The 23,671-nt window shown below is 53.9% G+C and carries 16 protein-coding genes; 5 read left to right on the forward strand and 11 right to left on the reverse strand.

The features are described 5' to 3' along the window. Positions 1–114 precede the first annotated feature (114 nt). From GFH31_RS05050 to GFH31_RS05060, 3 genes are all read left to right on the forward strand, one after another. The gene (locus tag GFH31_RS05050; RefSeq protein ID WP_055203261.1) at positions 115–432 is read left to right on the forward strand and encodes a hypothetical protein; all 318 of its coding nucleotides are present in this window, start codon (positions 115–117) and stop codon (positions 430–432) included. Then, positions 429–2,063, forward strand: a complete 1,635-nt coding sequence (locus GFH31_RS05055; protein ID WP_101573722.1) for an ABC1 kinase family protein — start codon at positions 429–431, stop codon at positions 2,061–2,063. The genes GFH31_RS05050 and GFH31_RS05055 overlap by 4 nt, the downstream gene beginning before the upstream one ends. A gap of 240 nt (positions 2,064–2,303) precedes the next feature. Continuing rightward, positions 2,304–4,922, forward strand: a complete 2,619-nt coding sequence (locus GFH31_RS05060) for a fibronectin type III domain-containing protein (protein WP_101573720.1) — start codon at positions 2,304–2,306, stop codon at positions 4,920–4,922. Positions 4,923–5,187: 265 nt separating this feature from the next. Here the strand turns inward: GFH31_RS05060 and GFH31_RS05065 are convergent, their stop codons facing one another. From GFH31_RS05065 to lon, 7 genes are all read right to left on the reverse strand, one after another. Continuing rightward, positions 5,188–5,478, reverse strand: a complete 291-nt coding sequence (locus tag GFH31_RS05065) for a hypothetical protein (RefSeq protein WP_147387016.1) — start codon at positions 5,476–5,478, stop codon at positions 5,188–5,190. Between the two features lie 106 nt (positions 5,479–5,584). Continuing rightward, positions 5,585–7,399, reverse strand: a complete 1,815-nt coding sequence (locus tag GFH31_RS05070) for a glycoside hydrolase family 2 protein (protein WP_118458575.1) — start codon at positions 7,397–7,399, stop codon at positions 5,585–5,587. 99 nt (positions 7,400–7,498) lie between these two features. After that, a complete protein-coding gene (locus GFH31_RS05075) occupies positions 7,499–8,119 on the reverse strand; it encodes a hypothetical protein (RefSeq protein ID WP_055203252.1) in 621 nt (206 codons plus the stop codon). Between the two features lie 99 nt (positions 8,120–8,218). After that, on the reverse strand, positions 8,219–9,643 hold the full coding sequence (gene rpoN, locus GFH31_RS05080) for an RNA polymerase factor sigma-54 (RefSeq protein ID WP_055203250.1): 1,425 nt from the start codon (positions 9,641–9,643) through the stop codon (positions 8,219–8,221). Between the two features lie 171 nt (positions 9,644–9,814). Then, complete coding sequence (asnS, locus tag GFH31_RS05085) at positions 9,815–11,212, reverse strand: asparagine--tRNA ligase (protein ID WP_055203248.1); 1,398 nt, start codon at positions 11,210–11,212, stop codon at positions 9,815–9,817. Between the two features lie 287 nt (positions 11,213–11,499). After that, positions 11,500–12,672, reverse strand: coding sequence for a tRNA 2-thiouridine(34) synthase MnmA (gene mnmA, locus GFH31_RS05090; protein WP_153498204.1), 1,173 nt, complete (start codon positions 12,670–12,672; stop codon positions 11,500–11,502). Beyond that, positions 12,672–15,095 carry an endopeptidase La gene (gene lon, locus GFH31_RS05095; protein ID WP_153498106.1) on the reverse strand — a complete coding sequence of 808 codons (2,424 nt, stop codon included), beginning with the start codon at positions 15,093–15,095 and terminating at the stop codon, positions 12,672–12,674. Before lon ends, mnmA begins: the two co-directional genes overlap by 1 nt. 196 nt (positions 15,096–15,291) lie before the next feature. Here lon and GFH31_RS05100 point away from each other — a divergent pair, with 196 nt between their 5' ends. Continuing rightward, positions 15,292–16,062, forward strand: a complete 771-nt coding sequence (locus tag GFH31_RS05100; RefSeq protein ID WP_194285236.1) for a cellulase — start codon at positions 15,292–15,294, stop codon at positions 16,060–16,062. 55 nt (positions 16,063–16,117) lie between these two features. Beyond that, positions 16,118–18,745, forward strand: a complete 2,628-nt coding sequence (locus GFH31_RS05105; protein WP_101573707.1) for a valine--tRNA ligase — start codon at positions 16,118–16,120, stop codon at positions 18,743–18,745. A gap of 426 nt (positions 18,746–19,171) precedes the next feature. On the opposite strand, the gene GFH31_RS05110 is transcribed toward GFH31_RS05105, so the two are convergent. The 4 genes from GFH31_RS05110 to GFH31_RS05120 form a co-directional block, all read right to left on the reverse strand. Beyond that, entirely contained in the window at positions 19,172–20,305 is a 1,134-nt protein-coding gene (locus GFH31_RS05110) for a 6-bladed beta-propeller (RefSeq protein ID WP_101573705.1), read from the reverse strand. Positions 20,306–20,412: 107 nt separating this feature from the next. Next, a complete protein-coding gene (locus tag GFH31_RS13040) occupies positions 20,413–20,649 on the reverse strand; it encodes an NVEALA domain-containing protein (RefSeq protein ID WP_410488882.1) in 237 nt (78 codons plus the stop codon). Positions 20,650–21,050: 401 nt separating this feature from the next. Then, the gene (locus tag GFH31_RS05115) at positions 21,051–22,178 is read right to left on the reverse strand and encodes a 6-bladed beta-propeller (protein WP_172970773.1); all 1,128 of its coding nucleotides are present in this window, start codon (positions 22,176–22,178) and stop codon (positions 21,051–21,053) included. A gap of 345 nt (positions 22,179–22,523) precedes the next feature. Continuing rightward, entirely contained in the window at positions 22,524–23,648 is a 1,125-nt protein-coding gene (locus GFH31_RS05120) for a 6-bladed beta-propeller (protein ID WP_118458583.1), read from the reverse strand. Between the last annotated feature and the right edge of the window lie 23 nt (positions 23,649–23,671).

A 23,671-nucleotide genomic window follows, 5' to 3' on the forward strand; every position in this document is an offset into this window, starting at 1 on the left:
CGCCCCGCGAAGTGCGGCCGGCGGTCTTCGTTATGACAAATTTACGGCGGAATTGGCAAACATCTTGCATTTTCCGGCAAATTATACGTAATATTGCACTGTGATTACGATACGATGAAAGCACTGTACAGCAACATCATGCGACTGATCCTCACGATCGGACTGTCGGAAAGGGATCTTTTCGTCGACAAAGTTTCGAAAATCATTTCGGAAAAGATGGACGCCGACCCGCAGCGCAGCGAGCACATCGCGGAGAGCCTGCTGCGGATGGCCGAATCGCTGAAGGACGAACTGCTGCTGCGGCAGTTGTTCGCGCAGACCCGCGACGCGGAACCGCCCGCGGCGGACAACCGCGAGCTGATCGAGAAGATGGATCGACTGAACCGCACGCTCGAAGAACTAAACAGGACGCTCAACAATAAAACGTTATGAAAATCGTCAGCATCTACATATCGTTCCTGCAGATGAACCGGGCTTTCCAGATCATGGGAATCCTGATCAAGCATTCGTTCGGGGAGTTGTTCGCGCACACCCGTTTCGGAAAACGGCGCCGCAAAGTCCACAAAATCGTCCACACGACTCCGGAACGGATCCGGATGACCATCGAAGATCTCGGCCCCACGTTCGTCAAATTCGGGCAGATCCTGGCCGACCGCCCGGATATGGTTTCGGAGAAATTCCGGATCGAACTCAAAAAACTGCAGTCCCGCGCCGTCCCGTTCGACAGCGAATACGCCATCGCGCTGATCGAAAAAGAGCTGAACGCTCCGCTCGAACAGGTTTTCAGCGAATTCGACCGGCTGCCGCTGGCCGCCGCCTCGATCGGGCAGGTCTATCAGGGACGCCTGTTGTCCGGCGACGAGGTGGTCGTCAAAATCCAACGTCCCTTCGTCGAGAACAAGATCAAACTGGACATTTACCTGCTGAAATACCTGTCCAAACGCTTCGCGAAGCAGTACCCGGAACTGGCCGCGATGAACATCACCGGCCTGATCGACGAATTTTCGGCCACGATCCTCAAAGAATTGGACTACACGATCGAAGCGTCGAATATCAACCGTTTCCGGATCATGTTCAAGGACAACCCGTCGGTGCACATTCCCGTCGTCCATACGCAGCACTGCACGAAAAAGCTGCTCGTGATGGAGAAGATCCACGGCATTCCGCCCGACGACCTCGGGGCGTTGCAGGCAGCGGGACTCGACCTGTCGCAAATCGCCCGCAACGGCGCCGACGCCCTGCTCACGATGATCCTGAAGCACGGATTCTTCCACGCCGACCCGCATCCGGGCAATATCTTCGTGATGGAAGGCAACGTCATCGGCTTCATCGACTTCGGGATGGTCGGGGCGCTCACGCCCCGCGACCTCGACTTCCTGGCCGATTTCGCCATCGGCTTCGTCTCGCGCAACAGCGACACGATTTCGCATGCGCTGGTCACGCTGTGCGGTAAGAAATTCTTCGAACACCGCGAAGAACTGAAATTCGAAATCCACCAGATGATGATGCAGTATACCGGCATCCCGATAGAAACGATCAACTTCGCCGGAGCGATCCAGAACTGCGTCGACATCATCGTCAAGTACAAATTGCAAATTCCGTCGGGCATCTTTATGCTGATCAAGGCGTTGGCCACACTCGAAAAATTCGCCACGTCGCTCGATCCGTCGCTGGCGCTGGCGCCGGTCATCGTCCCCTACGCCAAAGAAGTCGTCAAGGGAAAATATTCGCCGCGCCGCATCGCCTCCGAAATCTACGACACGCTGAACAATTACGTCAGTTTCATCCGGGATTTCCCGAACGACGTCAGCGAGATCCTCTACAAACTGAAAGAAGGCAAAATCAAACACGACGTCATCCTCGACGACAACACGCTGTTTATCAAAACCATCCGAATGGTCAGTCGCCGGATCGCCTACGTCATCATGCTGATCGGACTCTTCATCGGATCGATCGTCCTGATCGTGTTCGACCGCGACAACGGTTACGGACACTTCATCCTGATCGCCACCTCGATCCTGATCCTGCTGCAAATGCTGAAGTGGCTGTTTTCGAGACGGTAACCCCTCTCCTACTTTACGACAATCCGTTCCGCGCCGCCACAGTCTTCGCCGCACCGGGCAAGCCCGCAGGAAGAATCCTGCCCCGAATCGTACGAAATTCGACTCCGGATAAGACGAAATTCGGAAATTTATTCTACATTTGTTTACAACTTAACCGTTGGAGCTGTTCCTGTGGAATGGTCCGACCCCGACAAACCACAACGCAATTTTATTTGATTTTTAAACTAAATTTTTCCATCTATGAAAAAATTTTTCAAAGTCAGTACTTTGCTACTGTTATTGCCGGCGTTGATGTTTATGTCGTGCAAGAAAGACAATGCCGACGCGTCGTATCCGACGCCGGCGCCGACCAATGCGGCCGTACAGGCGGGCGACGGTAGCGTCACGCTGAGCTGGACCGCGCCGGAAAGCGAGAATCTCAAGGAGTACTCCATTACCTGGACACCGGGAGACGGGCAGGCGACCGTCCAGGCGGGAACGACGCTGTACACCGCCACCGGACTGACCAACGGAACCGCCTATACCTTCTCCATCGCCGCCGTGTACAACAACGGGCAAAAATCGGAAGTGGTGACCAAGCAGGGCACTCCGGCCGCATCGGTCAAACCGGAACCGACCGACCTGGTCGTAACCCCGTGGGATAAAGAAATCACCCTTTCTTGGCAGGCACCCGAAAACGGCGAGGGACTGAAAGAATACGCCGTAAGCTGGACGCCCGGAAACGGAAGCGCTACCGTAGCGGCCGGCACGACCACCTATACGGCGACCGGACTGACCAACGGAACCCAGTATACGTTCTCGGTAGCGGCCGCATACGACGACGGCAAAAAGTCGAACGCCCTCGTCGAACAGGGCACGCCGTTCTCGGCTGCTCCGACCGGACTGGTAATCACGGCGCCCGATAAAAAAGCGAACCTTTCGTGGAAAGCTCCCAAGAACGTCGAAGGATTGAAAGAATACGCCGTAAGCTGGACGCCCGGAAACGGAAGCGCCACCGTCAAGGCCGACACGACCGGATACGAGGCGACCGGACTGACCAACGGAACCGAATATACGTTCTCGGTAGCGGCCGTATACGACAACGGCAAGCAATCGGAAGCCGTAACCGGCACCGCCACGCCGGTGGAAGCGTGGCCGGAAGCGGGTATGCAGAACGCGACCTACCTCAACAACGGAGTCGTCCAACTGGGTATCGACCTGACCCACGGCGGATCGATCTTCCACTTCTCGGAAGTAAATACCAAGCGCAACCTACTGAACCATGCCGACGAAGGACGTTTCGTCCAGCAATCCTATTACGGAGAAGCGGACGGCAGCAAATGGGACGGTAAGGATTGGGTGTGGAACCCGATTCAGGGCGGCGGATGGCGCGGTCAGAAACCGGAAATCCTGTCGCAGAATATCACCAGCTCCAGCTTGGAAATCGTTTCGGTTCCGGTGCACTGGGCTTCCGGCAAGCTGCTGACCGAATGTCAGATGGAAGAAAAAATCACACTCGACGGCGACGTGGCCCACATTCACTATACGTTCCGCAACACGGGGGCGGACGCGACCGACCATCCGGCTACCGAACAGGAAGTTCCGGCCGTCTTCGTAGACTATGCCCTGAAGAACCTGGTATATTACAAGGGCGACAGTCCGTGGACCAATGCCGCGCTGACCACGGTCGTTCCGGGCTGGCCGAACGAAAAGCATACCCGCGACGAACACTGGGCCGCTTACGTGGACGACTCGCAATGGGGCATCGGCGTTTACTCGCCCGGATCGCCGTTATCGACCAACTACCGTTTCAACGGCGGTTCGTCCGGTCCGACCGGCGGCAGTTGCTCCTATTTCGCGCCGCTGCGGACTTTCGCCATCACCAAAGGACTCGTCTTCGAATACGACGTCTACCTGAAGATCGGCACGGTCGACGAAATCCGTTCCCGTTTCGCTCAGATCCGGATGAACGGCGAAGACGTAGACGACGATCCGAACTTCCCGAAAGGATATTTTTATATCAAGGACAGCAACAACCTGACCGTAGAGGAGGAAGCCTCGTCGCCTACGACCGGCTATACCTACAAACTGACCGCCACGGGCGCCGACGCATCATTCACGACCCAGCGGGTCGCCGACGGCATATCGGACAAGGTGCTCACGTTCGAATACAAAAGCGGCAAGGCGATTTCGCTGGCAATCGTCCTGGACGATATAACGCAGACCGTCTATAAGATCAAACCGCTCTCCGCGGCATCGCAATGGACGACCTATTCGTTCGACCTCGGCCAGCAGATCGCCGAGGCCGCATGGGGCGGGATAGGCTCCCGTTTCCGGCTCGTGATCGGCGACGGGGCCGGAACCGAGCTCGAACTCCGGAACCTGCATATCCGGGCGCGCAACGCCGAAGAATCTACGCTGGCCGCAGCCCTCTTCCTGGGACTGCAGACCGAATCCGCCAACCAACTGGGGCGTTTCGAAGACCTTACGGATTATTTCAGCTACGAAACCGGTTACAGCTACCTGTACGAACCGTCCGAACCCGAAGCAGGGAAACCGGACGACCCGTATATCTTCACGGCGTCGCTGACCCGCGACATCGCAGCCGACGAGAATTACCTGTCGTTCGAATACAAATGCGCGAAGAGCGCCAGTCTCGAATTGTTCCTGCAGATCGCAGCGGGCGGATCGATCCCCAACCTGTCGATTCCGGCCTCAAACGACTGGAAGTCCATCACGTTCGACCTGACCGCAGGCAAGGCCCAGGTATTGCAGAACTTCCCGAATGCGGGCAAAAAGGGAGACCGGCTGCGTTTCGATATCAACAACATCAACGGAACCCCGCTGTACATCCGCGCGATCCGTCTCCACAAGAAATAGGACGGGAAACATTTTCCGATACCGAACAAGACGCCGTGTGAAACACACGGCGTCTTGCCGTTAAAAAGCCACCTACGGAACAGACTATTTTTTCAACCGACCGATAAAATGATATAATTATAGACAAAAGCCCGAATCATACCGGTCGAGCCTACGGGGGAGCAAACGATCGTTCGCTCCCCCGTAGCGTTTGTAAGGAATCGCAAAAACAAAAAAGAGGGAACCGTCGCGGTTGCCTCTTTTCCGGGGAATTATCCCTAAACTACTAACCCAAACTTAAATAAATGAAGAAACCTTGTTGCTTGTCCACTTTACTTCTTTCCTTCGATGTATTATACTTCAAACTCTGTGCCAATCTTTGCATCCGGATCGTTTCGGGTTTATAAACCCTTTTTAGAATCCCTCTGCCGTATTTATGAATTACCAAAATACGTGCCACAATTTCCGGTTTCTCGCCAAACTGTCGTTTCGGCACGCATATCCGGACAAAACGTCCGGTCGGCGGAACGGCATCTCTTTCCCGGCCTCCCGGATAAAAAATGCGGCAGGATCCCATACCCGCCGCATTTTCTGAATAAGACCACCTTGTTTTTACTATCTAAAACTCGGTAGTAGAACGAAAAGGACGCACCGTTTATTGTGCACTCCGTTTCCTTTTTTGTTTACTTGTCCAACGATTTACAGATCGCTTTGTTCAGCGCGCTGATTTTCGCCTCGTCCACCTTGATCAGCTTCCGGTCGTAGGTCATCAGCCCGTTCACCTCGATCTCGACGTCGCTGGTCTGCGTATAGACGCCGGCCGAAAATCCGCGTTTTATCATATCCTTCAGCATACCGGTATATTTGAGGTAGGCGTCGGTCACCTCTTCCGGGCTCTTGAACTGCACGTATCCCCAATTGCGGTCGGGCACCCACAGATGCCCGTCGACGGCGTACCCGATACCGCCGTACTCGCCGAGCGCCGTCACGCGCTTCGTGTCGTACAGGTACAGCTCGGGCTGCGGATAATTATGCAGGTCGAGGATATCGCCGCAGGAGGTGTAGTGGTTTCCGCCGCTGGCCGAATTCACCGACCGGGTCGGATCGTAGGTTTTGGTCCATTCGGCGATCTCGTGCGTTTTGAACTGTCCCCACGCTTCGTTGAACGGAACCCACACGGCAATACAGGGATTCGAATAGAGGTAGTCCATGATCTCTTTCCACTCCTTGCGGTAGTTGGCCTCCGATTCCGCGCCGCGTTTCCATTCGGCCCCGTCGAAATACTGCTTCATCTGCCACTGCGGACCGCCGTCGCCGCTGGGCATGTCCTGCCATACCATAATCCCGTGACGGTCGCAGAAAGTATACCAACGAGCCGGCTCCACCTTGACGTGCTTGCGGATCATGTTGAATCCGAAGTCTTTCGTCTTGATCACATCGTATTCGAGCGCTTCGTCGGTCGCGGCCGTATACAGGCCGTCGGGCCACCAGCCCTGGTCGAGCGGGCCGAAATGGAAAATATCCTTGTTATTGAGTTGCAGCCGCATGATTCCGTCGGCATCGCGGGCGGTCGAATACTTACGCATCGCGGTATAGCTGTCCACTCGATCGACCTCCTTGCCGTCTGAAACGAGCGCGACCTTCAGGTCGTACAGGAACGGGGAGTCGGGGCTCCACAGTTTCATGTCCGCCGGCATCGCGACCTCCACCGGAACGCCGTTCACCGCCTTCGCCCGGGCAATCTCTTTTCCTCCGTCCAGCACGGTCACCTCTACCATATCGGAAACCTGCGCGGCAGCGGCGTCGACCTCCACGCGCAGGGTCTTCCGGTCGATATCGGGCGTGGTGCGAATCCCGGCGATGTACTTCACAGGCACCGGTTCGAGCCATACGGTCTGCCATATCCCGCTGACGGGCGTATACCAGATCCCGCTGGGATTATTCACCTGCTTACCGCGCGGTTGGTAACCGACGTCGGTCGGATCCCAAACTTTTACCTTCAGCGTATTGGTTCCTTTCTTATTCAGCGCGGCGGTAATATCGAACGTAAACGGGGTATAACCGCCCGTATGCCGACCGACCAGGACGTCGTTGACCCATACGTCCGTTTTCCAGTCCACGGCCCCGAAATGCAACAGCACCCGCTCCCCGGCCCATTTAGCAGGCACGGCGAACTCGCGCGAATACCATAGTTCATTCTCTCCGCCGAGACGCTTCTGAACGCCCGAAAGACTCGATTCGACGGCGAACGGCACCAGAATTTTTCCGTCGTACTTTTCCGGCTGCGCGCCGACCGGAACGATGGCGTAATCCCACAGCCCGTTCAGGTTCTGCCACCGGTCACGCTCCATCAGCGGACGCGGGTATTCCGGCAGCGGATTCTGCGGATCGACTTGGTCGGCCCACGGAGTTTTGATCTTGTCCCCGACCGGCTGCCATTGGGCAAAACCGGCGGTTCCGAATAGCAGTGCAGCAGCGAGTAAAATTGATTTTCTCATACTTATCTTGTTAGGTTAATCGTATTGTTAACAAAGATAAGTTTTTTTCGAAAACCAAACATACAAAACGCCGACAAGCGATCCGCATTTTTTTCGAAATCAGAAAAAAAGAATAACGACCACCGAGATAACCGCTCCGCCGCCGGCTCCGGCGGCGACCTGGGCCAAATTGTGGCTGCCCAACCGCAGACGGGCGCTCCCGAGCAAGCCGGCCAGCAGCAGGCATCCGACGAGCGCCTGCTGGAGATTGGCCAACCCGGCGTAACACACCACGGCGAGCATACCGAGCAGACCGCCCGCGGCAGTCATATGCAGGCTGATTTTCCAATACAGGTTCACGAAAAACGCGAAGGCGACGCAACACAGCGCGGCGATCAGAAAACGGGTGATCAGGAATGCGAACAGCATGTTGGACATCGCCACGATGCACATCAGGTAACAAACGGCGACGATTCCCATCGGCAGCATCCGCGTTTTCTGATCCTGCAACGACCAGTCGGGAATCACACGGAACCACCGCAGCACCCCGATGGAAAAAGCCGGCAGCAGCAGCGTATTGAGCGCCACGATGCCCAGCAGGAAAAACTTCACCCGCGGCGGCATGTTGACCATCACCGTCGGCCCGTACAGCATCAGTAGTACCGCCCACGTCGGAATGACGAAAGGATGCATCAGCGCCGAAATACCGCGGCTCAAACGGTTCCATACGGAATATTCCATGACTTTCCCGGTTTTCGGAAACAAAGATAGCACAAATATCGGGGAACGGTGCTCCCGGAGGGCAGAATTCCGCAGCCGGCGCGGCGGTACGGCGTCCGCCTACAACTGCCTGCGCAACCGGGCGACCGGAATCCCCAGCATCTCGCGGTATTTGGCCACCGTGCGGCGCGCGATGCGGTATCCCTTGTCGTTCAGGATATCCATCAGCGTCTCGTCGGTCAACGGCTTGCGCTTGTTCTCCTTGTCGATGCACTCAGAGAGGATGTTCTTGATCTCGTACGACGACACTTCCTCGCCGCTGTCGGTCTGCATCGCTTCGGAAAACAACTGTTTGAGCGACAGGATACCGAACTGCGTCTGCACGTATTTGCTGTTCACCACGCGCGAAATGGTCGAAACGTCGAGCCCGGTAGCGTCGGCGATGTCCTTGAGGATCATCGGCCGCAGCTTCGACTGGTCGCCGTCGACGAAAAATTCGCGTTGGTAGTCGAGAATCGCCTGCATCGTCCGCATCAGCGTGTCGTGCCGCTGCTTGATCGCCGAGATGAACCACTTCGCCGAATCGATCTTATTCTTGACGAACTGGATCGCCTCCTTGTTCTGCTCGGCGCTTTGGCCGCTGCCGGCGCTCATGCTGCGGATCATCTCCATGTAACGGCGATTCACTTTCAGATCGGGAATGTTCGACGAATTCAGGCTCAGCTCGAAAATACCGTTCTGGTAGTCGAGCGTAAAATCGGGCATAATATAGGGCTGGGCCGAACTTTTGCCGTCGCTGTACAGATTACCCGGCTTCGGCGACAGGTGCACGATCTCCTCGATCGCGTCGCGGAACTCGTCTTCGCCGACCGACAGCCGCGTCATCAGCTTTTCGTAGTGTTTTTTCGTAAATTCGTCGAAGTAGTTGGTCAGGATTTTCCGGGCCAGCTTTTCGGATTCCGACAGCTCCTCGCGCGCGTTCATTTGCAGCAACAGGCACTCCTGCAGGTTGCGCGAACCGATCCCCACCGGCTCCAACTGGTGGATCACCCGCAGGATGCGTTCGAGCTCCTCCTCGGAAGTTTCGATGCCGAGACTAAAGGCGATGTCGTCCGAAATGGATGACAGGTTTCGACGCAAATATCCGTCGTCGTCGATACTGCCGACCATGTATTTGGCCAACGTCATCTCGCGTTCGGACAGATTTTTGAATCCGAGCTGTTCGATCAGGTACTCGTGCAGCGACATACCTTCGGTCAGGTAAACGGGACGTTTCTGGTCGTCGGGAGAGTAGTTGTTGGCGTGATACTTGTAGCGTGGAGTATCGTCTTCGGCGAAATATTCTTCGACGGATACCTCCTTGGGCTGCTCCTCTTCCTGATCTTCGGACGGTTCTTCTTCGAGTACGGGATTCTCCTCGATTTCCTGCTTGATGCGCTGCTCGAGTTGCAGGGCCGGAAGCTCCAGCAGTTTGATCATCTGGATCTGCTGCGGCGACAGCTTTTGGAGCAATTTTTGAACTTGGCGTTGATTAAGATTGGACATAGCTTTTCAATTTTCAATAACTGATTCAATAGATTTACGTATCTTCTGTATAATTACAAAGATAATTATAAATCTATTGAAAGGCAGCCCGCAGAAAGGGGACTTTATAACAGGATAAGACTTATCTTATATCCTGAAACCGCCGTCCCGTGTGCAAGAATTTAACCCGGACTAAAACTCCGCGTTCTTCGGCGTCCGGGGGAACGGAATCACATCGCGGATGTTACCCATTCCGGTCACGAACAGCAGCAGCCGCTCGAAGCCGAGGCCGAAACCGCTGTGCGGAGCGCTTCCCCATCGGCGGGTATCGAGGTACCACCAGATATCTTTCTCGGGTACGCCGACCTCTTCGATGCGCCGGCGCAGTTTGTCGAGGTTCTCCTCGCGCTGCGACCCGCCGATGATCTCGCCGATCTTCGGGAACAGCACGTCCATCGCGCGAACGGTCTTGCCGTCGTCGTTCTGCTTCATGTAGAACGCTTTGATCTCCTTCGGGTAGTTAATCAAGATGACCGGTTTCTTGAAATGCCGTTCGACCAGGTAACGTTCGTGCTCGCTCTGCAGGTCGAGTCCCCAACTGACCGGGAATTCGAACTTCACGCCGCTTCTGACCAGGATATCGATCCCCTCGGTATAGTCAAGGCGGACGAAATCGTTTTCGACGACGAACTTCAGGCGGTCGATCAGCTCCGCGTCGTACATTTTGGCGAGGAACTGCAGGTCGTCCTGACAGTTATCGAGGGCATAGCGGATCAGGTACTTCAAAAAGTCCTCGGCCAGTTCCATGTTGTCTTCCAACTCGAAGAAAGCGACTTCCGGCTCGATCATCCAGAACTCGGCCAGGTGGCGCGGGGTGTTCGAGTTTTCGGCTCGGAACGTCGGGCCGAACGTATAGATCTGCGACAGGGCCAGCGCGCCGAGTTCGCCTTCGAGCTGGCCGGAGACGGTCAGGTTGCAGGGTTTCCCGAAGAAATCCTGGCTGTAATCGACCGCGCCTTCCGGGGTTTTGGGCACATCGTTCAGGTCGAGCGTAGTGACGCCGAACATCGCTCCGGCGCCTTCGGCGTCGCTGCCGGTGATCAGCGGCGTATGCAAGTAGAAAAATCCGTGGTCGTTGAAATATTTGTGGATCGCGTAAGCCATCGCATGGCGGATACGGAGCACGGCGCCGAAAGTGTTGGTACGCGGGCGCAAATAGGCTATTTCGCGCAAGAATTCGAGCGAATGGCCTTTCTTCTGCAACGGGTACGTTTCGGGATCGGCGGTGCCGTAGATCTCGATCGACGAAGCCTGTATTTCGACGGGCTGGCCGGAGCCGAGCGATTCGACCAGCGTGCCGGCGACTTTGACGCAACTGCCGGTGGTGATCTCCTTGAGGAGGTTTTCGTCGAATTTGGCTACGTCGGCTACGACCTGGATATTATGGATGATCGAGCCGTCGTTGACGGCGATGAAAGCTACGTTTTTATTTCCGCGTTTGGTTCTGACCCAGCCTTTGACGACTACTTCCGTACCGAACGCCGTTGATTTCAACAGCTCTGCAATTTTCGTTCTACCTCCGCTTAACATAATCTCTTATTTATAGAATTAAACCGAATGACAAATATCGCATTTTTTATTCAAAAGATGAAGTTTTCGGGTAATTTTTAGGGGTCGGAAACGCTCGTCCGGACGCCGACCTGCTCAGCGTCCTGCAATCCGGCGTCAAAAAAGGCTGGGCCTGCTGAACGCCCTGTACGACGCCCGGAGAGCCGAAAAAGACGAGCTTAAAGCCGAATAACAAAACGGAGCGGGGAGCGTTTTGGGACGCTCCCCGCTCCGTTTTACCCGGCCCGCATCCGCAGGCCGCACTTGCCTTAACAATGAATCACCCCCGATCCGATCAATTCCTCGCCGTCGTACCACGAGGCGAACTGCCCGGCCGTAACGCCGCGCTGCGGCTCGTCGAACACGATATACCCGCCCTCGGGCGTCACATGCAGCACGCCGTCCTGCAACGGCTGCCGGTAGCGTATCCGCATCCGGAACCGCGCGCTCGCGCCCGGCTGCAACGCCCGGTCGGGACGTACCCAGTGCATCTCGTCCGGCAGAATGCGCAACCCGCGCCGGTAAAGTCCCGGATGTCGCTGTCCCTGGCCGACGTACAGCACGTTGCGCTCCACGTCCGTCGCAATCACGAACAACGGCTCCGGCTTGCCTCCGACGTTCAGGCCCTTGCGCTGCCCGATCGTGAAGAAATGCGCCCCGCGATGCCGTCCGACGCACGTTCCGTCCGTCTCGCGGTACGCGTACGGCGCAGCCAACTCATCGAGCGTCGCGCCGTCGGCCAGCGGACGGTAGCCGTCCCACGAGGCCGGCACCTCGACGATATCGCCCTCGCGGGCCTCCAACCACTGTTGCAGGAACACCGGCAGATCGACCTTGCCGACGAAACAGATGCCCTGCGAATCCTTGCGGGCCGCCGTAGCCAGGTGCTGTTCGGCGGCGATCCGCCGAACCTCCGGCTTCAGCAGGTGTCCGATCGGAAACAGCGCGCGCGAAAGCTGCCGCTGGGTCAACTGACACAAGAAATAACTCTGGTCTTTGTTCGGGTCGCTGCCCGCCAGCAGACGGTGTACCGTGCGCCCGTCGATCTCGACGTCCTCGCGGCGACAGTAGTGACCCGTAGCCACGTAATCGGCCCCCAGGTCAAGCGCCGCTTTCAGGAAGGCGTCGAACTTGATTTCGCGGTTGCAAAGCACGTCCGGGTTCGGCGTCCGTCCCCGGCCGTACTCGGCAAACATATAGTCCACGACGCGGCGGCGGTATTCATCGCTCAGGTCGATCAGATGAAACGGGATGTCGAGCCGCTTGGCCACCAGTTCGGCGAACATGTGGTCGTCGTACCACGGGCAATCGCCTTCGAGCGTCCCGGTCGTATCCTTCCAGTTGCGCATGAAAAGCCCCACCACATCGTATCCCTGCTCCTTGAGCAGGTAGGCCGCCACGCTCGAATCGACGCCTCCGGAGAGGCCCACCACTACCCGCATCACATCACCGCCAATTTCAGCACGTCGCTGTTGGTCTTCACATAATTGAACTTCAGGCCGCCGAGGTACTCGGGTTTGATCTCCGAAATATCTTTGCGGTTATCCTCGCTGAGGATGATCTCGTGGATACCGGCGCGCTTGGCGGCGAGGATTTTCTCCTTGATCCCGCCGACGGGCATCACGCGGCCCCGGAGGGTCGTCTCGCCCGTCATCGCGACGCGTTCCTTGACCTTGTGGCCGGTGAAGGTCGATACGAGCGAAGTCACCATCGTGATACCGGCGCTCGGCCCGTCCTTCGGGATCGCTCCCTCCGGCACGTGGATGTGCACGTCGTACTTGCTGAACATCTCCGGATCGATCCCCAGCTCCCGGCTGTGGGCCTTGACCCATTGCAGCGCGATCGTGGCCGACTCCTTCATCACGTCGCCGAGGTTGCCCGTCATCGTCAGGGCGCCCTTGCCCGGCGTCAGGATCGACTCGATATACAGGATATCGCCGCCGACCTCCGTCCAAGCCAGCCCCGTCACGACGCCGACAATGCCGCCGACCTCATACTCCTCCCTCTGGAAACGCGGCACGCCGAGGATCTTCTCCACATCGGCAGCCGTCACCTCCGGCTTGAACTGTTCGTCGAAACCGATGTTCTTCGCACGCGTGCGGACGATCTTCGCGATGTTCTTGTCCAGCGCGCGCACACCCGATTCGCGGGTATACTCGCCGATCACCTTCTCGATCACCTTCGGCCCCATCCTGAACTGCTTGGCCGGGACGCCGTGCGCCTCGAGCTGCTTCGGGATCAGGTGCTTGCGGGCAATCTGTATCTTATCCTCCAGGATATAGCCCGGAATATTGATCATCTCCATTCGGTCGCGCAGCGGCGCCGGGATGTTCGCTACGTTGTTGGCCGTTGCGATGAACAGCACCTTCGACAGGTCGTACTCCGTATCGAGGTAGTTGTCGTGGAACGTCGTGTTCTGTTCCGGATCGAGCACTTCGAGCAGCGCCGACGACGGGTCGCCGTGGTTGCTGACGGTCACTTTGTCGATCTCGTCGAGGATAATCACCGGGTTCGACGAGCCGGCGCGCTTGATCGTCTGAATGATCCGCCCCGGCATTGCGCCGATATACGTTTTGCGGTGCCCGCGGATCTCGGCCTCGTCGTGCAGGCCGCCGAGCGAGATACGCCCGAACTTGCGCTTCAGCGCAGCCGCCACCGACTTGCCGAGCGAAGTCTTACCGACCCCCGGAGGACCGTACAGACACAGGATCGGCGATTTCAGGTCGCCTTTGAGCTTGATTACGGCCAGGTGCTCCAGAATCCGGTCTTTCACTTCGTCGAGCCCGAAATGGTCGTTGTCGAGCCGTTTTTTCGCATGGGCGAGATCGAGGTTATCCTTCGTATAGGTGTCCCACGGCAGGTCGAGCATCAGTTGCAGGTAATTGAGCTGCACCGAATATTCGGCCACCGCCGGGTTCATCCGTTCGAGTTTGGACAGTTCTTTGAAGAACAGCTCCTTCACCTCCGGTTTCCAGCGCTTCTTCGCGGCGCGTTCATGCAGGTCGTCCAGATCCTTGTCGGCCGGATCGCCGCCCAGCTCGTCCTGGATCGTGCGGATCTGCTGCTGCAAGAAATACTCGCGCTGCTGCTGGTCGATGTTCTGCTTCACCTTACCCTGGATTTCGTTTTTCAGCTCGGCGATCTGCTGCTCGCGCACCAGTATCTCCAACAGCCGGCGCGCACGCGCCAGCAGGCCCGGAGCCTCCAGCAAACGCTGGCGGTCGGCGTCGGGCAGATCCATGTTCGAACAGATGAAGTTGATCGTCCCGCGTTTGTTATCGATATTCTTGATCGCGAAAGTCGCCTCTTTGGGCATCTGCGGCGAAATATTGATAATATTCAGCGCGACGTCCTTGATCGAATCGACCAGCGCCTCGAACTCGATGTTCGTCGGCTCGGGAATCGAATCCTTCAGCGGAGCGACCGAAGCCCTGAAATAAGGCTCCGTCATGATGAAATCGCGGATTTCGATCTTGTCCAGTCCGTGCAGGATAACGGTCAGATTGCCGTTCGGCATTTCGAGTACTTTCAGGATGCGGGCCGCCGTTCCGACACGGTACAAATCGTCCGGGCCGGGTTGTTCGACCTCCGACTCCTTTTGCAGCACGGCGCCGAGGATACTTCCGCCGCTCTCCACCTCGCGAACCAGTTTCATCGACTTGTCGCGGCCGACCGTAATCGGCGTGATCGACCCCGGAAAAAGCACCGAACTGCGCAACGTCAGAATCGGCAACACCTCCGGAATCACTATGTTTTCTCCCATATCACCATCTTCGCCCGCCATGATCGGGATTACATGGTGACGGCCTTCGAGCATATCTGATATGCCTGCGAAGTCCTCTTTCTTATTATATTTTTTACTCATCTTCGTCTCTGTTTAATCCGCAAATATAGTGCATTTTAACTAAAATCAACAAACTGTTCCCGGCGAAATGCGCCGTCGCCCGCTTTTCGACACAGGTCAAAACAGCCGCCAATCTTAAAGTTTTTCAAAATAGAAACGAAAAAACAGCCCCTATTATTGCAAATCGCTATCTTTACGACGTAAAATGATACGAATCGTGAAAAGCTACATTCTGAGCCTGTTGCTCGTATTTTCGGGCATCGCTTGCTGTCCGGCCCGGCCGCTGCCGAAAGCGTGGGTGCGCGACAGTCTGCCCGCGCTGACCGAACGGTGCAGGCAATTGCTGTCCCGCGCCTACATGGCCGAAAAATTGATCGGCGAAACCCGCTCGCTGCCCGGCTGGGAGGGTTTCAACGTTCGACTTTACGAATACCGAACCGGCCGAGACGTTCGCACCGGAGCCCCCAAAACCGGCAGGGTATATCTGCTGAATCCGGAGCCGGAGCGGCTGGCGCGGTGGATTGCCACGACCTGCCTGGAAGTCAAAGGAAGCCTCGGTTTCGAATATACCGACCGGCTGCTGCGGTGGATACGCGGGCAGTCGGGGGCGCAGTTCCCGGTGCGGGGCGTCGTTTACGAAGCGATGGAGCGGCCCGGGCGCTACGAACCGTACGTGTTCAAGGACGGCGTGACGGTGTACGTGGCCGACAGCGCCCGCTTCCCGGCAGACGGGCACTGCACCCCCGAACAGTTGGCGTTTTACCTGACCCTGACCGATGCCGACCTGAAACCCCGCACGGGCCGTTACGCCCGCATTTGCAGCACGACGCGCGAACAGTACAAAGCCGCCGGCGGCCGCGACGAAGTGGGCGACAGCGGCTCCGACCGCCGGCTGGCATGGCTCGACACGGTGCGCAGGCTCTACCGGCGGGCGATGAAATCCGACCGCAACGAACTGATGATCGCCTGGGCCAAGGCAAACCTGTAATAATTGCCGGAAAATTGTTATTTTTGCGAGATTAATGCTAAAATTCGGAATACTTATGGAAATCGGTGCAAAATACACCCCGCAGCAGATCGAATCCAAGTGGTACGACTACTGGATCCGCCACAATTTTTTCCACTCGACGCCCGACGGAAGGGAACCCTACACGATCGTCATCCCGCCGCCGAACGTGACCGGAGTGCTGCACATGGGGCACATGCTGAACGAAACCATACAGGACGTGCTGGTACGCCGCGCCCGGATGCAGGGCAAAAACGCCTGCTGGGTTCCGGGAACCGACCACGCGTCGATCGCCACCGAAGCCAAAGTCGTCCAGAAACTCAAAGCCGACGGAATCGATAAAAATTCGCTGACCCGCGAAGAATTTTTAAAACACGCTTGGCAGTGGAAAGAGAAACACGGCGGCATCATCCTGAACCAACTGCGCAAACTCGGCGCTTCGTGCGACTGGGAGCGTACCAAATTCACGATGGACCCGGCGCTGAGCGAAAGCGTCATCAAAGTATTCGTCGACCTGTATAAAAAAGGTAAAATCTACCGCGGCGTACGAATGGTCAACTGGGACCCCGCCGCGCAGACCGCCCTTTCCGACGAAGAGGTCATCTACCGCGAATCGCAGGGGAAGCTGTACTACCTGCGCTACAAAATCGAAGGAACGTCGCGTTACGTCGTCGTAGCCACGACGCGGCCGGAAACGATCCTCGGCGACACGGCGCTGTGCGTCAACCCGAACGACCCGCGCTACCGGGATCTGCCGCAGGATGCGCGCGTGCTGGTGCCGCTCATCGACCGTTCGATTCCGGTGATCCGCGACGAGTACGTCGACATCGAATTCGGAACCGGCGCGCTGAAAGTGACCCCGGCCCACGACGTGAACGACTACATGCTCGGCGAAAAATACAACCTCGAAATCATCGACATTTTCAACGACGACGGTACGCTGAACGAGCACGGCGAACGCTACGCCGGCATGGACCGTTTCGAAGTCCGCCGGCAGATCGAGAAAGACCTCGCCGACGCCGGCCTGCTCGAAAAGGTCGAAGCCTATACCAACAAGGTGGGATATTCGGAACGCACCAACGTGCCGATCGAGCCGAAGCTGTCGATGCAGTGGTTTCTGAAGATGACCGAACTGGCCCAGCCGGCTCTCAAAGCGGTCATGGAAGACGAAATCCGGCTGGTTCCGGCCAAATTCAAGAATACGTACCGCTACTGGATGGAGAACGTCAAGGACTGGTGCATCTCGCGGCAATTGTGGTGGGGCCAGCAGATCCCGGCCTACTTCCTCCCCAAAGGGGGGTACGTGGTCGCCGAAACGCCCGAAGAAGCGCTGAAGCTGGCCCGCGAAAAGACCGGCGACGCTTCGCTGACGGCAACCGACCTACGCCGCGACCCCGACGTGCTCGACACGTGGTTTTCGTCATGGCTATGGCCGATCTCGGTGTTCGACGGCATCAACCGCCCCGAAAACGAGGAGATCAAATACTACTACCCGACCAACGACCTGGTCACCGGGCCCGACATCCTGTTCTTCTGGGTCGCCCGGATGATCATCGCCGGATACGAATACCGGGGCGAAATGCCGTTCAGGAACGTCTACCTGACCGGCATCGTCCGCGACAAACTGCGTCGCAAGATGAGCAAATCGCTCGGCAATTCGCCCGATCCGCTCGACCTGATCGAACAGTACGGGGCCGACGGCGTACGGCTGGCGATGCTGCTGTGCTCGGCGGCCGGCAACGACCTGTTGTTCGACGACGCGCTGTGCGAACAGGGACGCAACTTCGGCAACAAGATATGGAACGCTTACCGGCTGGTAAACGGCTGGCAAGTGGACGACTCGCTGGCGCAGAGCGACAGCAACCGGCTCGCCGTATCCTGGTTCGACGCGATGCTGAACCGTACGCTCGGCCAAATCGAAGAGGATTTTACCGAATACCGCATTTCGGAAGCGTTGATGAAGCTGTACCGCCTGTTCTGGGACGAGTTCTCCGGATGGTACCTTGAAATGGTGAAACCGGGCTACCGGCAACCGACCGACCGGGCGACGATGGACGCTACGAAAGCGTTCTTCGACAGGTTGCTCCGGACGCTGCATCCGTTCATGCCGTTCATCACCGAGGAAATCTGGCAGCACATGGCTCCGCGCAAAGACGGCGAAAGCATCACGGTCGCCGCGCTGCCCGCGCCGCAGCCGTTCGACCAGGCGCTGCTCGAACGCATCGAACAGCTCAAAGAGGCCGTCTCGTCCGTGCGGAACATCCGCAAGGAGCACAACATTCCGAACAAGGAAGCGCTGGAACTGTACGTCATCGGGGACGACAATTATCATCGCGAATACAACCCGCTGCTGCAAAAAATGGCGAACCTGAACCGCGTGGAGGAGATCGCCGAAAAGCGTTCCGACGCAGCCGCGTTCATCGTCAAAACGACCGAATATTTCGTCCCGCTGGGCGGCAGCATCGATGTGGAAGAAGAACTCAAGAAGCTGAAGGCCGACCTCGCCTACCAGGAAGGATTTCTCGCCTCCGTTCTGAAAAAACTGTCGAACGAACGTTTCGTACAGAACGCCCCGGCCAAAGTGATCGAAACCGAACATGCCAAACGGCACGACGCGGAAGCCAAAATCAAGGCGCTAAAGGAACGTATCGATCAGTTACAATAAAATTTCACAAGACGAAAAGAGCCCGGAAAGATTCCGGGCTCTCGTTTTAAAACATGAAGTTATCTTAAAAAAAACATCCATACAGGAAAATATCTCCGAAAAGACTTCTACACTACGTCAACGTGCAGACTGTAAATTAAAAACTTTCTCATATAATAATTTCCGCACATCTTCATTAGCCGTTGGATTCCCAACCAATGTCACCCGATTTGTCGAATCCAGTAAAAAACTATGGTAATGAAAATCCTGTGGGATATGCGTATTCAATCTACCAAAAACACCGGATTCATCGATATATACGACATGTATGGATTTATAAGCCTTTTTCTCTGGATTGCATCTTTGTGATATTTTCTCTCACGGTACGGTACAACTTAAAAAGCAACCTACCAACAAAAGTATAATTCACCGTGTAATTTTCATATTTTATTTCAATTGTTGGATACCGATAGCACATCCTCCCGCATGAATATGATCAATAATATGATCGGGTAAAGACACGTCTTTCGGATTCACATTCGTGGTCATGAAATAGGAAAAGATAAACGGATCATCGTATTCGGTAAACAAACTGTTTGAAAATAACTCGACCGGTTGACTCTCATATTTAATTCCATTTTTTCTATCAACGATGAAACACCGCGATTTTCCATGATCTCTCAACTTTCCGATGATTAAATCTCCTTTTACAGCAACATAATCCTTGATAAAACAATAATTTTCGAATTTATCCAATTTAGACTCTACGTCCTTTTTATTTTCATCGGGAACATTGCACGCTCCAAAATCGAAACGAATTATCTGTCTGAGATTCAAATCTCGACTCAACACATACGCATTATTATCAATAGGCTGATTATAAACAACATTCTGTTCGCAATCCGTAAAACGATAAGATGAAAACACATAGGCGGGATCGATATATTCATCATAATACAATACCTGATTCTCCATTTTACATTGTGAATCCGTCTGCCCGATCTTATATCCTTTCGCACGTCCGCTATTCCAGGACGCTAATCCGAATATTATTTTTCCCCCTACCGATTTGAGAATATCCGCCTCAAAATCCAACGTATGACTCGCTATGAAATTAAAATCAGAATCGTACAAATTAACCTTATCGGTATGTGAATCCAATACATACAATACTCCGGACTCCCTGTCTATATCAAAATCGGTTATTTGTAAATATTCGTAAAGGGCCCTGCCTTTTCTTTGGAATTTTCTAATAAATTTCCCGGATCGATCGAATTCCAGAATCGCATTCAATCGTTGATCCAATATGAATAATGAACTATCGACAAATTTCACTTTATCAACCCGCCCGAAAAGAGCATCGGAAACGGTATCGAATGCAACAAACTCCATTTTAGACACAATATCCTCCGGAATCTGTTCAAAATTTCGGCTTGTTAACGATTCGTAATCTATAATAGACACGGGTACATCATAGTCTACCTTCTTCCGAGAATCGCATCCCACGAGGAACAACAATATGCCAATTAATAAGATTGGCTGTTTATCAAAACATATAAACAGACGGATGAGTTTCGACATAACATTCTCTCTTTCTCAAAAATCTGCCCATCCGATTTTCCATAAATTTACAGAAAACCGAAAAAGGCAGACTTTTAGTATTCAACAGATTTTCCCGCTGTTACCCTTTAATTGCAACCAGACAAGTCTTTACAATTTACCGTATTCTCCGACTTACAGTTTCCCGTAGCTTCAGATTTAGTACCTCCGCAAGGAGTGTCCTCACTTTCCCCGCTCGCCAACGCTTCTACATTGGCCGAAAGAAATAAAATTCGATCGGTATTGTCAGAAGTCAACAAATAAGCGCCGGCAGCCCATGCGACCGCAAACGAACAAATCGCTCTTTCATAACAATTAACAATCAATAAATAACAAAATTAACGCGATCTTCATTACAATATTAACGATAATTACCATTATCGACAAACCGTCATCACTAAAAAAGAACTTATTAGAAACTATCATCGTTACAGGCTACAGGCGATTTGCTTATCGTAAACGTTCCGGGATCATCGATTCCTATGTAAAAAAGTCCTTCGAAAAACAGGATTGCCGGCAGTCGGCCGGCCAGGGGACGATAAACCCACGGACGTTTCGCCCCGGCCAGAATGATCGAAACCGAACATGCCGAACGGCACGACGCGGAAGCCAAAATCAAGGCGTTGCAGGAGCGCATCGCGCAACTGGGATAAAAACATTTACAAAACAAGAAGCCCGTTGTGTGGAGACAACGGGCTTCCTGTTTTTATCGTTAAAAATCGACCATTCAACGAACCTCATACAAGAACAGGATCGGATTATCGTCCTCTTTCATCCTCTCTATTTTTTCCTTAAACCAAGGAGCCGCTCCCTTAGCGACATGCTCGACATAAATTTTCAACGACGCCTGATTCACCGACGGAAGAAACGCAATATATTTATTTCCGATATCCTGCGTCGGCAGCATTCCGTTGCACGGAATTTGAGTTTGAGTATCCAGGATCATCGGGAAAGCCTTCACCTCGTTCGTCCGCGTATCGAGCACGCAAAAGCCCCGGTTATTGACCGAAAAATACAGCTTCCCGGAACTCTCTTTGATATTCGCCAACCCGGTGACATAATCACGATCCCACCCCCGCTGCAAGTACTCCTGATCGGACAGCCGATCGCCTTTTTGCAAAGATTCAGGCAGATTGTATTTGCCGAAATCGATCCGGTAACGGGGAACGACGGCGCCTTCGTCATATTGATAAATCGTATTGGCAAAACGCCGTGCGAAATAGGGTTTCGTACTGGTCTGTATCAACGCTCCCGGCGGATAAAACGGCCCGAGATCGATCAACGGCAGATCCAGCACCTTCTTTTGACGCAACGACCGATCGTCATTGGGCAACTCAACGAGAAAATCATCTCCGTTTTGCGCCCGCATATCCATGCAGATCAAGCGATCCTTCGCAATGGCAAACTGAAAAAACAATTCGTCTGTCAGTACCTCGCCGATAAATTTGCCGTTATAATCGAACCGCATAAATTTGGAAGGCACATCCGAATAAACGACGAATTGCCGCCTGTCGTAATCGAAACAACAATCCCGGATCTTTATGTATTCGCCCGGACCGCGTCCTTTCCGGTCGATCGAAAACAAAAACCGGCCTACCGTATCGAATACGCATATTTTCCAACTCCGATCATCATAAACGGCGATCCGGTCTTCGAAGACGAACACCTTACCGATGTTGCCCAAAAGAGCTCTTTCGGCCGTTTCGAAAAAAATCACGCGACTTTTCGAAAAGATCGAAGTATCGGGCTGGCTGCGGTCGCTATCGGAAAACAAATCCCGGACATCCGCATGCACGAAGGAAACCGAAGCGCCATCCTCCCCTCCCTTGGCATGACACCCTATAACACATGACAAACATGCAACTATCAAAAATAACCTTGTCTTCATTCCGTCGTTCGGATTCGTTCATATATCAACCACCCCCTACGCATTCACGCAAGAAATCGTTTCCACTCCGTTACAGGGCGTGTCCATAAGCTTATTTTACGAACGCCATCCCACAAAACGATCACGGCCGCCGTATGACCCTGAAAAAACGCCTTTCGCCTTGTCCCAAATCAACCATTAGCGGCGACACCCCCATACGACCGCAACGAATACGGAACTGACTTTCTCCGGCAACCGTCCCTAACCATGAACAAATATCAAAATTAATCGGATTTCACTACAATATTAACGATAATTGTCATTACCGGCAAATTAATTATGAATCGTCCCCATCGTGTATAAAACCAATACTCCGCCGCCGTTAACAAGATGCTCTTCCACGACCGGTTCCGCACGTTCAAAACCATCCGCTACCAAACTTTTGTAACTATCGTCTCCTGCAAGAAAACAAACATATTTATCATTATAACTACATAACGGAAACCATAAGCATTTAAAACTGCTCTCCGCCGAATTCACAGTAATCCCTCCGTTTTTTCCATCATAAAGAAAACAATCTAAAAAATCACCAATACTGACTTCCAATGCAATATAATCCCTACACATCACAGGAGTGCCATAAAGATAATGATAACCATTCTCATTAATTGCGTGTATATCACCACGACTATCCCGGGGAATTTTATTCGGCCCGAAATCGACTGCAATATTGAACATGGTGTCTGCATTATTTTTTGAAAAGACAGTGAAAACATCGGAACCGCACGAATGAAAAACAATGCGATCTTCCGTTGTCGAAAAATAGGTTTGCTTGCCGATTGGATCTTCCTCGGAATAAGTAAACAACCTGCGTTTTATGCGGCAATTGGAATCCATAACAAAAAGCCTGTGCGGTGATTGCTTATCCGACAGGCTGCCTCCGGGTAATGGTGCGAATGCAAAAAGAAAATCACCGTTATCAAAACACTCGACATCCCAGACTACCACGGGTAATTTCTTCTTATTTAAATATTTCCCCGATCGGGAATCATAAACATAAAGTATATGTCGATAATTGTCTATGACATAAATAGAATGATCGTCGACCGCAAAGTTTTTAATTTCAAGATATTCCTGCGGCCCTCTTCCCTTACGATCAATTGCGAACTTAAAATTCCCGGCTAAATCGAAAACAACGATCTTATGATTCCGAAAATCCCCGATATAAATATTTCCGTTTTTCATCACGAGCTTATTAATTTCCGAGAAAGCAGACTCTTTCACATCTTCTAACAAAATATAATCGACTGAACGAACAGACGTAGCAATAAGAGAATCCGGAAACCGATCAAACATAATAGTCCGGTCTATCCTAACGTTTTCCTCATTTTTTACTTTAGAGCAACAAGCAATAAAAACAAATACGCTGAACCAGAGAATACTATTTGCCTTTTTCATTTCGTTAAAATAAAATATAAGAA

The sequence above is a fragment of the Alistipes sp. dk3624 genome (assembly GCF_009557455.1).
Taxonomy (GTDB): Bacteria; Bacteroidota; Bacteroidia; order Bacteroidales; family Rikenellaceae; genus Alistipes_A; species Alistipes_A hominis.

What these genes read in the sequence shown, in the direction of transcription:
- GFH31_RS05050 (WP_055203261.1), top strand. Translation starts at nt 115, where the DNA reads ATGAAAGCACTGTACAGCAACATCATGCGACTGATCCTCACGATCGGA.
- GFH31_RS05055 (WP_101573722.1), top strand. Translation starts at nt 429, where the DNA reads ATGAAAATCGTCAGCATCTACATATCGTTCCTGCAGATGAACCGGGCT.
- GFH31_RS05060 (WP_101573720.1), top strand. Translation starts at nt 2,304, where the DNA reads ATGAAAAAATTTTTCAAAGTCAGTACTTTGCTACTGTTATTGCCGGCG.
- GFH31_RS05065 (WP_147387016.1), bottom strand. Translation starts at nt 5,478, where the DNA reads ATGGGATCCTGCCGCATTTTTTATCCGGGAGGCCGGGAAAGAGATGCC.
- GFH31_RS05070 (WP_118458575.1), bottom strand. Translation starts at nt 7,399, where the DNA reads ATGAGAAAATCAATTTTACTCGCTGCTGCACTGCTATTCGGAACCGCC.
- GFH31_RS05075 (WP_055203252.1), bottom strand. Translation starts at nt 8,119, where the DNA reads ATGGAATATTCCGTATGGAACCGTTTGAGCCGCGGTATTTCGGCGCTG.
- rpoN (WP_055203250.1), bottom strand. Translation starts at nt 9,643, where the DNA reads ATGTCCAATCTTAATCAACGCCAAGTTCAAAAATTGCTCCAAAAGCTG.
- asnS (WP_055203248.1), bottom strand. Translation starts at nt 11,212, where the DNA reads ATGTTAAGCGGAGGTAGAACGAAAATTGCAGAGCTGTTGAAATCAACG.
- mnmA (WP_153498204.1), bottom strand. Translation starts at nt 12,672, where the DNA reads ATGCGGGTAGTGGTGGGCCTCTCCGGAGGCGTCGATTCGAGCGTGGCG.
- lon (WP_153498106.1), bottom strand. Translation starts at nt 15,095, where the DNA reads ATGAGTAAAAAATATAATAAGAAAGAGGACTTCGCAGGCATATCAGAT.
- GFH31_RS05105 (WP_101573707.1), top strand. Translation starts at nt 16,118, where the DNA reads ATGGAAATCGGTGCAAAATACACCCCGCAGCAGATCGAATCCAAGTGG.
- GFH31_RS05110 (WP_101573705.1), bottom strand. Translation starts at nt 20,305, where the DNA reads ATGTCGAAACTCATCCGTCTGTTTATATGTTTTGATAAACAGCCAATC.
- GFH31_RS05120 (WP_118458583.1), bottom strand. Translation starts at nt 23,648, where the DNA reads ATGAAAAAGGCAAATAGTATTCTCTGGTTCAGCGTATTTGTTTTTATT.